The 11,097-nt window shown below is 32.4% G+C and carries 12 protein-coding genes; 7 read left to right on the top strand and 5 right to left on the bottom strand.

The window, feature by feature from the left end; all coding sequences use genetic code 11:
• Positions 1-224: 224 nt before the first annotated feature.
• From OO7_RS07965 to OO7_RS07955, 3 genes are all read right to left on the bottom strand, one after another.
• On the bottom strand, positions 225-1,031 hold the full coding sequence (locus OO7_RS07965; protein ID WP_008915438.1) for a bestrophin-like domain: 807 nt from the start codon (positions 1,029-1,031) through the stop codon (positions 225-227).
• A gap of 366 nt (positions 1,032-1,397) precedes the next feature.
• A complete protein-coding gene (locus tag OO7_RS07960) occupies positions 1,398-1,919 on the bottom strand; it encodes a TetR/AcrR family transcriptional regulator (RefSeq protein ID WP_008915437.1) in 522 nt (173 codons plus the stop codon).
• A 238-nt stretch (positions 1,920-2,157) separates the two neighbouring features.
• The gene (locus OO7_RS07955) at positions 2,158-2,523 is read right to left on the bottom strand and encodes a phage holin family protein (protein ID WP_008915436.1); all 366 of its coding nucleotides are present in this window, start codon (positions 2,521-2,523) and stop codon (positions 2,158-2,160) included.
• 666 nt (positions 2,524-3,189) lie between these two features.
• On the opposite strand from OO7_RS07955, the gene OO7_RS07950 reads away from it, so the two are divergent.
• A complete protein-coding gene (locus OO7_RS07950; protein WP_008915435.1) occupies positions 3,190-3,615 on the top strand; it encodes a universal stress protein in 426 nt (141 codons plus the stop codon).
• 227 nt (positions 3,616-3,842) lie between these two features.
• Entirely contained in the window at positions 3,843-4,259 is a 417-nt protein-coding gene (locus OO7_RS07945) for a hypothetical protein (RefSeq protein WP_008915434.1), read from the top strand.
• 134 nt (positions 4,260-4,393) lie between these two features.
• On the opposite strand, the gene cspE is transcribed toward OO7_RS07945, so the two are convergent.
• The gene (cspE, locus tag OO7_RS07940) at positions 4,394-4,606 is read right to left on the bottom strand and encodes a transcription antiterminator/RNA stability regulator CspE (RefSeq protein WP_008915433.1); all 213 of its coding nucleotides are present in this window, start codon (positions 4,604-4,606) and stop codon (positions 4,394-4,396) included.
• 658 nt (positions 4,607-5,264) lie between these two features.
• Here cspE and copM point away from each other — a divergent pair.
• Together copM and OO7_RS07930 are read left to right on the top strand one after the other, a co-directional pair.
• The gene (gene copM / locus OO7_RS07935; RefSeq protein ID WP_008915432.1) at positions 5,265-5,624 is read left to right on the top strand and encodes a CopM family metallochaperone; all 360 of its coding nucleotides are present in this window, start codon (positions 5,265-5,267) and stop codon (positions 5,622-5,624) included.
• A 129-nt stretch (positions 5,625-5,753) separates the two neighbouring features.
• The gene (locus OO7_RS07930; RefSeq protein WP_043892678.1) at positions 5,754-6,335 is read left to right on the top strand and encodes a histidine phosphatase family protein; all 582 of its coding nucleotides are present in this window, start codon (positions 5,754-5,756) and stop codon (positions 6,333-6,335) included.
• A 146-nt stretch (positions 6,336-6,481) separates the two neighbouring features.
• On the opposite strand, the gene OO7_RS07925 is transcribed toward OO7_RS07930, so the two are convergent.
• A complete protein-coding gene (locus OO7_RS07925; protein ID WP_008915430.1) occupies positions 6,482-6,679 on the bottom strand; it encodes a hypothetical protein in 198 nt (65 codons plus the stop codon).
• A gap of 95 nt (positions 6,680-6,774) precedes the next feature.
• On the opposite strand from OO7_RS07925, the gene nqrE reads away from it, so the two are divergent.
• The 3 genes from nqrE (at position 6,775) to xylB (ending at position 10,915) form a co-directional block, all read left to right on the top strand.
• Positions 6,775-7,374: an NADH:ubiquinone reductase (Na(+)-transporting) subunit E gene (gene nqrE, locus OO7_RS07920; protein WP_008915429.1), complete on the top strand. Its 600-nt coding sequence runs from the start codon at positions 6,775-6,777 to the stop codon at positions 7,372-7,374.
• Between the two features lie 629 nt (positions 7,375-8,003).
• Entirely contained in the window at positions 8,004-9,326 is a 1,323-nt protein-coding gene (gene xylA, locus OO7_RS07915) for a xylose isomerase (RefSeq protein WP_008915428.1), read from the top strand.
• A gap of 134 nt (positions 9,327-9,460) precedes the next feature.
• Positions 9,461-10,915 carry a xylulokinase gene (gene xylB, locus OO7_RS07910; protein WP_008915427.1) on the top strand — a complete coding sequence of 485 codons (1,455 nt, stop codon included), beginning with the start codon at positions 9,461-9,463 and terminating at the stop codon, positions 10,913-10,915.
• Positions 10,916-11,097 lie beyond the last annotated feature (182 nt).

The raw sequence follows: 11,097 nt of genomic DNA, 5'->3' as shown, positions 1-11,097 counted from the left end.
CTCTTTCATTGTATACCCATACTTAACCAAAAATAATCATAACTAATATAATGTGACGTGACTATTTTATGCAGTTAACACTGCAATATAACACTCATAACGCTATGAATAATGGAGGAATAATTTCTACGATTAATCACAACCAAAATTTTGCTCAATACAAATATATCCCCACAAAATCATGGGGATATTTAATTTCATTTCCATATTATCAAATAACAATACTAATTTTTGATTAATAAATCTTCTTTGAATAAAAATTCCTTCAATGAAATCAAATCATCTGGAGTAACATGAATAACACCTTCCCCAGGAATATCAATCTCTGCAATCATAAATAATGCTAAAGTTGTCAATGATGGCAGAATTAAAATAAGCCAATTTTTACCCTTCGTGCCTCGAATATTATAGCCAATTAAAATATTTGAACAGATAGCAAAAAATATAAGCAAAAACCAAGCCGCATTAGGAATTTGATGTCGCCAACTCGCCATTGTTTTTTGCTGTGAAAGATACAAATCACTAAATGATGATAATACAGATACAATTATAGCATTTGGTGACTTATTTGCTTCTTTAACACCTAATGCCCATAATTCAGCTTGCTTCTCTAATGAAATTTGACGCCATCGGCTATTTTCATCGCTGACGCCAGATTTGAAAAATTCTATTCTTGCATTTAGATATTGCTGTAACAAACGTGAGGCTTCACTTCTATCATTACTTTCAAGAAGCTGAGCTCTTTGGAAAGCATTACCTACTGCAATGGCTTCATTTTCCTCTGTCTGCTGCCTATTGTTATAACCATTAATAGAAATAGATAGCACAAATCCGATCAAAAGCCCTAACAGCGATAAGATAGCCCCCAATATAATTTTTGCTTCATCATCAGCAATATCCTCGTTAGCTTTTCGCCGTTTAAAAATATATTTTCCTATATATGCAGCGATAACTAATAGCATGAAAGTAACAGCAAATAATAAAATTGAATCAATTGGTGTATCATTTATTAATTCAGATAAATTCAACATATTGCACACCTAGATAAGTATTTTCTCAATGATATATCATATCATTAACAATTTATTCTAGTTTTTTTAGATAAAATAAAGTTTAGATTTAAACTCCATAACCAATCTAATTAGGAGTATCTAATGAAGTGAAAGTTTTAAGGAAAAAAGAAAATAATTAAAAAAAATCAAAATAATAAAACCTGCTAAACTACTATCACCCCTTCCGTAAATTAAATAAAAAAATCACTATGAGCACCATCATATGATAAAAAATTCTTATTCTGACAACAAATCTTAAGTTAACAATAAAAGATTTAAAGATATTTAAAGTGGTTTACTTACTATAATACTAATAATATCGGTATAAATAATCTAATAAGGACTCTACTTGATTAATCCCAATAAACGTTGATATAGCAATAATCCTAGTGTTTTCTCATTATATTCGGCGCTGTTGGTTAAATTATCGACTGCTGTATGCATGCAATGATACATCATAGAACTAACTAAATTAATCGGTGTTGCTGACCATGCTTTCCTTTCTTGGCCATATAATAAAATAGCTTTAACTTGAGCAATAGCCCGTTCCTCGTGAATATTACTACATTTATGAAATCCTTCATGGAATAACATATCATGTACACGCATTTTTTCGACATAACATTTGATGCTACTTTCACACCATTGAAGCAATATTTCTTGGCTATCAGTCTCTCCATCAATGGCTTGATCTATGCAAGCTAAATACCATGTCATATACCTTTCTCTTAGGGCTTCTAATATCTCGTCTTTAGAGGTGAAATAATGATAGAAAGTCCCTTTAGCCACATCAGCATCTTTAACGATTTCACTAACAGTTGTCTCTAAAAAGCCTTGAGTTAAAAAAAGGCTTTCAGCTGCATTCATTAGGTCATCTAGCCGTTCATTAGCAGGTTTTGTTCTTGGTTTTTTATGTTCTTTTTCATTCTACCAGTCTCTTATTATATTATCAGAAGCAGATTAATATATTTATGCTACATATACAAATATGTTATCTCCCAACAAAGATTTGGCACAAAAAATAGCTTATTCGATTTCATTCTACTGCTTCATATAAACTTGTGTAATAAAAAAACAATATTACATTATTACACATCGTATTAAATTATAATTTACGAATTTTATTTTTTATTACATAACGTTCTTTTATTAAAACTAAGAGTATATCTACAATTTGGCTAATTTTCTTAGTTCCTAAAAATCCTATTATTACCCCCCAAAACTCACTAATCATAGAAAAATTATAAGAGCAACTTATTTGTATCACCATAATATGCAAGGTATTAACCGTCCCTGCTGTAATAGCACCACAAGCGATAGATTCACTGACAGATTGCTCAAAATTATAACATCTCCGCCATTCACGGATAAATGAGATAAATGATGCCAACATGACATTATTTAAAAAAATTATATTTAGTTGGCTCCATGATAATAACAGTGAAAAAAAATCAATATATTTTTCGTACATAGCACCTCCATGATTCTTCATATTAAATTGAATTAAAAATAGAAACCTCCTTATTATAAAATATAACTCATTGATATAACACCACATGTTTAGAGCACGGAAAAATAATATATTATTTCTTTTTTATATTAGAGAATACATTATATGTTTAAGATTATAGTTACAGAATCACATGTTAACATTCTAATTGAAAATTATATTATTAACATATGATGTTTCTTTAATGTTTGACAATAAATACTTAATATATTTTTTATGACTATAACTTAATGAATAATACTATATTTAAAATACATCTTATGTAAAAACACATACCTTTGTAATATATTATTATCTTTTCATATAGTTATGTCTTACCTTCATGTCATAAAAAAGATAATATTATAAACACGCATATGACCAATCTAAAAATGAAGGTACTCTTAGTGTTGATTTATGAAATAACACTGCAGAATGAGAGTAAAATTTAACAATTTACAGTTAATTTGCTAACTTGAATACAATATCAAAGTATTAAACTTTATAATGAGGTATCTTAAACATCGTTACTATCGCTTTGTACCCTTAAAAATCTTTTATGTCGATATACAAGTCGCCGATATAAAAGTTTAATATGAAATTTTGGCATTGTATTACACGATAAAAAATAAATAGTTGGAGAACAACATGTATAAAAATATCCTCGTTCCTATTGATATTACAGAAAAAAGTTTATCTGATCTTGTGCTTCCGCACATTCAATACCTGGCTGAGCCAGAAGATACTCGCATTCATTTTTTAGCAGTTATTCCGACAGTACCATTCTATACCTCAATGGGCTTTGGTTTTGCAGAACAAGCAGATAACGAGCAAGATAAAGTTACCTTACAATTATCTGAAATAATTAAAGAATTTAATCTACCGAAAGAAAAGTACACTGCACAAATAATAATGGGAAGTCCTCGCGATGAAATTTTGGACGTGGCAGATAAAATAAAAGCTGACCTTATCGTCATTGGCTCAAGAAAACCTGGCGTATCCACTTATTTCTTAGGTTCAACCGCTACAATGATTATTCAAAATTCAAAAATTTCAGTATTTGCTGTTCGTTAGTGTATTTAGTATTTAAATACTCTTGTAATGAAACGAGGAGATCAGGTAAATTTCTCGTTTCATTTCCTCTGCCGTTACACCATTTTACTAGCGATAGTGAATTATTGAATCATCATAATAGAAATAAGTAAAATCATATAGTTAGAATATAGTGCCTGAATTTTTCTTGCTGATGACATTAGATATAACTAAAATTATCACATCGTATTATTTTAAATAAAGGTTATATGAAAAAATTTTTATTACCAATAAGTATTTTACTAAATGCAATATTGCTTATATTAGTCATTACACTGACCTTTTCATTTTTTAATCTCAAAAACAAGGTTGAGTCTATTATTGAACAAGTTAAGATAGGGCAATACGCAGAAGTTTTAAGACAAAATTCAAAAAAATTTATCCCTCAAAAACTCAAAGAAGATGAAAATTCATGTGAATATTTATACCAATATATCGATTCATTAGTTGAGTATTTACAGACTCAATCAAAAACGGAAAATATTGAGACGTATGTTAGTAGGCTAAATTCAATAAAAAGCCATATTGAAAGAACACCTGCATTGCTCAGAGAAACTGCATGTGAAAAAGGAATATCTAGTATTAATTTCCTAACTGAGAGCTTATCTGATACAGAAGAAAAGTAGTTTAAATATCAAACTTAGGTTACTCAAAAGACATTCAAACATACATTATTTATAAACTGTAGATAGCAAAAGACCCCGCATGGGCGAGGTCTTGGGAATTCATTTTACTGAATTTATCTATCTTTAGGCTTTAATTAAAGCGCTACAACGTTAGCTGCAGCTGGGCCTTTAGCGCCATTTTCGATAGTGAAAGACACTTCTTGTCCTTCGTTCAGGCTTTTGAAGCTATTACTTTGAATTGCAGAGAAATGTACGAATACATCTTTGCTGCCATCTTTTGGAGAGATAAAGCCGAAACCTTTATCATTGTTAAACCATTTTACAGTACCAGTCATTGTATTAGACATGTTATATCCTTTTAATTTTTTAAGTTGCCATATGGCGGTATAGTTAGTTTTCTTTCGTACGTACTTATGGGAACTAAATTAGAAGGAATTCGCAATGAAGGTATCTTGGATAACACTTAATGGTGAACTGCTTTAACTTGCCTTGCATAAATAGGTTTGTACTTCCAAACCAACGAGGCTATTAACTCACATATCCCATAAGATAGCAAACTTTATTTTCCCATATAATTCTTTTTACCTTAAAATAATTAAAAATTCCCTCCAAAATTCCTTGTATATCTTAAGTTATACAAATGAAAATTATCTTTTCTAACAAATTCATTGTTCAAAAAATGCTTAATTTTTAGATGTTTTCAATACACAAATGAACACTAACCTATTCTTTAGTAAGAAAATATTTTTCTAAACATAAATAATCGACTCAGAATAAAACTTCTTCTCTTTCTTGTTTAATCGCATTTTCAGCAAAAGATAAAATTATTCTTCAAAAGAGAATTTATCTATATAAAAACTATTCAAAAATACCTAAGCCTATATATTTAATTTTAAGCATAGATAAGTAAATTAAGTTAAATTTTTTATAGTGTTATTGACCTTAACCTTAGGGAAAGCTTTATTCTTTTAGCATTAATTCAGATCATGTCACAAGGAAATTACCATGAAAAAATTATTACCCATTGCTGCTGTCATGCTAACGACAATGTCATTTAATGTCTTTGCAAATTCAGAACACTCCGCACACATGTCTTCCCCAGCGAAAACTGATATGCAAAAGGAATTAATGCAATCCATGAATAAAATGCATTCAGATATGGCAAAAAGTATGAATGAACAAAATGCTGATGTGGCATTTGCAGAAGGCATGATAGCGCACCATTTAGGAGCGATTGATATGGCTAAAATTGAGTTAAAATATGGCACAGATCCCGAAATGAGAAAACTTGCAGAAAATATCATTAATGCTCAAGGTCCTGAAATCGAACAAATGCAAAAATGGTTAGAGAAAAATAAAAAGTAAGATATCCCATTTTATTAGCCCTTTTACTTAAGGGCTAATTTAATTCGCTTCCCAATTAAAAACTAATAGTTCAATATGCTATGATGAGTTTATTCTCCCTTTAACTTCGGTATGTAAAAAGGATTATCTATGCGTAAGCTATCACTTTTTTTGATGTCACTCATATTGGGATTTAGCGCTATGGCTCACTCATCACAAACCCTCGTTTTTGTAAGGCATGCTGAGAAACCAGATAATGATAGTGGGCAATTAACATGTAAGGGTTTAAACCGTGCATTAGCCCTTCCTAGTGTACTTATTAAGCAATTTGGTCAACCTAATGCCTTATTTGCATCTGCACCTAAACAAAATAAGTTAGGTAGCTCTTTACGCGCAGTACAAACTATCTCTCCACTTGCTATCCAAGTTTCATTGCCAATACATCTTAATTTTCACGCAAAAGAAATTAAAGAGTTACAAAAAGAGTTACTAAGCAAACAAAATGAAAACTCATTAATTTTTATCGCTTGGGAGCATGATAATTTAGTCAAGGTAGTGAAAAATATTATGAAACAAGAAGGTGGTGATCCTGATTTGATCCCTAAGTGGAAAGGCCATGATTTTGATAGTATTTATGTATTAACCATTGATCATCATGATACAGAGAAAAAGATTACTTTTGAGCATAAACAACAAGGTTTAAATAACCTAGCTGATTCATGCCCTAATTAAAGACTATTAGAATAAAATAAATTATTCTGCATTACATAAACAAATGAGCCGATAATGATACTATCGGCTCATTTATTCTAGCTCACAAAAAAATGATATTTTCCCTATTGCTTTACGAGAGTTAACTATCCTAGAAATCATAATACCTAAATTCCGTGTGACAAATGTAATTTCCCCTCTTCTTTATCAAAAATAAGATATTTAGGTAGATCTTCATTAGCCATCCAAAGTCTGACACTGCACGTATTTTCTGTTGTTTCTATATCAAAGTGCTCTATACGCTGGATCAGATTTGGATAATGCTCATTGATTAAAATGATAATGTCATCTTTTGAAATTTTCATTATCTCCCCTTTTTTATGACCATTATTGAATGATATTTATTTAATTTTATGTTTTAATTATAAAAAATCAAATTAATCATCAAAAAGGGGCGCCCATGCTAGAAAATCACCTCAGTATCTTCTTAAAAGCAGCTTTTATTGAGAATATGGCGTTAGCATTTTTCCTTGGTATGTGCACCTTTCTTGCTGTATCCAAAGAGGTAAAAACATCATTTAAATTGGGGTTAACGGTTCTGGTTTTACTTACTATTGCCACGCCAATTAATAATTTAATTTATACGCATATATTGAGGGAAAATGCCATTATAGAAGGTATTGACCTCTCATTTTTATCTTTCATCACATTTATTGCAGTACTTGCTGCTTTAGTTCAAATTTTAGAAATGTTCCTTGATAGATTTATTCCTTCTTTATATCACTCATTAGGTGTCTTTCTACCGTTACTTACCATTCACTGCGCCATTTTTGGTGCAACCATTTTTATGGTTGAAAGAAATTACACATTCAGCGAATCTATTGTGTATGGTGCTGGATGCGGATTTGGTTGGATGCTTGCCATTCTTGCATTAGCAGGGTTACGTGAAAAAATGAAATACTCCGATATTCCCAAAGGATTACGTGGTCTTGGTATTACATTTATCACAGTTGGATTGATGTCTTTAGGTTTTATGTCTTTTTCAGGGATCTCCCTTTAAAAACAGCATGTAACCATAAAATTATGACCATTTTCATTAAGGAAGCTACTGTATAAATGTAAAGCCATCTTTCTAATTAAAATAACGCACATTTTTTGTGAAAATAAAACCTTGTCTTTTATAGCGCCACTACTCAAGAGGATAATATATTGTTTTATAAAATAAAATTACTCATACTCTAACAATATGCTGTAACTTCATGTTGAATTAATTAAATTAAGAGTAAAACTGTGTAATAACTTTATTGCGTGTTGCTAACTCCCCAAAGATACTCAAAATCTCATCGAGTATCATGCATGATGCCAAATTAATTTATATTTTTAACTTATTTTTATTCCCGATTAATTTTTTATAAATTTAATTAAATATAAGCTTATTTGTATCACTACATTATGGCAATTATATAGTGATATTCTTCAACACCAAAACTTTCTTAAATGAAAAGTATCATATCTTCTTGTGATAACAAATGGTCATAGAACTTATGTGTTTTTATTTAAAACCAAGCCTGTTTATGCGATCTACTGCACAGTTAATAATTATCTAAATAGAACTACAAAATAACATAATTGTTATTCATTTTTTTTATCAGCAAGATAGCCATGTTTATTATATTCAAGGAGCCAATGATGCCTCACTCTTATTATGATCTTGTTGATAAAATTAGTTACGAAGGTAGTCATAGTACTAACCCATTTGCATTTAAACACTATAATCCTAATGAAATGATTTTAGGTAAAACAATGGCAGAACACTTACGTTTTGCTATTTGCTATTGGCATACATTCTGCTGGAATGGCTCTGACATGTTCGGATCAGGCGCTTTTAATTATCCTTGGCAACAACCTAAAAATGAAATTGAACTTGCCAAACAAAAAGCGCATGTTGCTTTTGAATTTTTCAGTAAAATGAATGTTCCTTTTTACTGCTTCCATGATGCCGATATTGCACCTCAAGGAAACAGCATCAATGAATATATTGAAAATTTATCAATCATTACTGATACATTGTTAGAAAAACAGGAAGAAACAGGGGTACGCTTGCTATGGGGCACAGCTAATTGCTTTACTAATCCTCGTTATGCATCCGGTGCTGCAACCAATCCCAACCCAGAAGTCTTTGCTTGGGCAGCAAACCAAGTTGTACATGCAATGAATAGTACTAAAATACTTGGTGGTGAAAACTATGTTTTATGGGGTGGGCGTGAAGGTTATGAAACATTACTAAATACGGATTTACGCCAAGAACGTGAGCAACTTGGTCGATTTATGAGCATGGTCGTTGAGCACAAATATAAATCAGGCTTCCAAGGTGCATTATTAATTGAGCCAAAACCGCAAGAACCAACCAAACACCAATATGACTATGACGTTTCAACCGTTTATGGTTTCCTCAAACAATTTGGTCTTGAGAACGAAATCAAGGTAAACATTGAATGTAACCATGCCACACTTGCAGGTCATAGCTTCCATCATGAAATTGCGACAGCAATATCCTTAGGTATTTTTGGATCGGTTGATGCTAACCGTGGCGATGCGCAACTTGGCTGGGATACTGACCAATTCCCAAATAGTGTGGAAGAAAATACCTTAGTTATGTATGAAATTCTTAAAGCGGGCGGCTTTACTACTGGCGGTTTAAATTTTGACTCCAAAGTACGTCGCCAAAGTACTGATAAATATGATCCATTCTATGCCCATATTGGTGGAATGGATACAATGGCATTATCTTTGAAATTTGCAGCTAAAATGATCGAAAATGACCAACTTTCTCAATTAATTGCTAAACGTTATACTGGTTGGAGCAGCGAATTTGGTCAACAAATTATGCGTGGCAATATGACATTAGAGCAAATTGCTCAATATGCAACGGCTAATCAACTCGCTCCGCAGCATCAAAGTGGTCATCAAGAACAACTTGAAAATTTAGTGAATAATATTATTTATCGCTAATAAAATTTGCTGGTAATTAATTTATATTAAGCTGCGGGTAAAACAGCCCGCAGTAATTTATAAAACTTTCTAAAGGGTAAATTCTTTGCAGATTTTTACCTAAATTACATCTGCCATTGTAGGGAGAAAATAATATGTATCTTGGTATCGATTTAGGTACATCTGGCGTTAAAGTTGTTTTACTCAATCAACAAGGCCATGTTGAGGCAACACGCAGTGTGCCACTGTCAGTCTCTCGCCCCTTCCCTCTTTGGTCCGAACAAGATCCAGAACAGTGGTGGCAAGCCACACAGCAAGCTATTTTATCACTCAGTGAACAACATCCATTAGAAAACTTACAAGCTATTGGTTTATCGGGGCAAATGCATGGTGCCACATTATTAGACGCACAAAATAACGTGTTACGCCCCGCGATATTATGGAATGATGGGCGCTGTGAAACAGAATGTCATGAACTTGCTCAAATAGTGCCAAATTATCTTGAATTAACAGGTAATTTACTCATGCCTGGATTTACGGCACCAAAATTGCAATGGGTTAAGAATCATGAACCTGATATCTTCAAAAAAATAGCCAAAGTATTATTACCAAAAGATTATTTACGTTGGAAATTAACGGGTGATTTTGCGACAGATATGTCAGATGCTTCCGGTACATTATGGCTGGATGTGAAAAATCGCTGTTGGTCACAAACCATGCTTGATGCAACAGGCCTCACTCTTTTACAAATGCCTAAGTTATATGAAGGCACGCAAATCACCGGTTATCTGCATGAGTCATTAGCTAACTTATGGAATATTCCTCGCGTACCTATCGTTGCAGGAGCTGGAGATAATGCCGCTGGAGCGATTGGTGTTGGTTTGTGCCATCCACAACAAGCCCTACTTTCTCTTGGCACATCTGGTGTTTACTTTGTTGTTACTGACGGTTATTTATCATCCCCAGAAAATGGATTACACAGTTTTTGCCATGCTTTACCAAATCAATGGCATTTAATGTCTGTAATTTTAAGTGCTGCATCTTGTCTTGATTGGGTCGCTGCATTAACGGGGTTGTCCTCAGTTGAAGCACTATTTGATGAAATTCAATCATGCTCGCCGGATACACCTCCATTATGGTTTCTACCTTATCTTAGTGGAGAGCGTACACCTCACAATAACCCTAATGCTAAAGGTGCTTTTTGGGGGCTTACTCACCAACATAAACGCGCTGATTTATGTAAAGCCGTTGTTGAAGGTGTAAGTTTTGCCTTAGCACAAGGAATTGATATACTTCATGAAACTGGAGTAAAACCGACAAGTATCACCCTTATTGGCGGTGGATCTCGCAGCCCATATTGGCGCCAATTATTAGCTGATATTATTGGGATCACCATTGACTATCGTGATGGCGGAGAAGTTGGGCCTGCATTAGGTGCTGCTCGTTTAGCTCGGGTTGCTATGATGCCAAATACTGATATAAAAGAATTATTACCGCAACCTAATATCATTGCGCAATATCAGCCAACCCCACAAAAACATCATGATTTTCTTAATCAACGTAAAATATTTGCTGAGCTATATCAACAAACTAAAATATTTACTCAATAAGATTTATTAATGCATTCCCGCAAAGTACTTAACTCTACTTTGTGTGAATGCTGTGATTAAAATCAGATTTGAATGCATTTTAGTGAGTCTCTTTTCGAATAATCTATTACACTCTTTATCCTATTTATTTTTAATATTTACCTATCCTTAATCAATATCTTTATAAAAATCATATTTAGAAT

It is taken from the genome of Providencia sneebia DSM 19967 (assembly GCF_000314895.2).
GTDB classification, from domain to species: Bacteria; Pseudomonadota; Gammaproteobacteria; order Enterobacterales; family Enterobacteriaceae; genus Providencia; species Providencia sneebia.
This window is presented reverse-complemented; position numbering and strand designations above follow the sequence as displayed.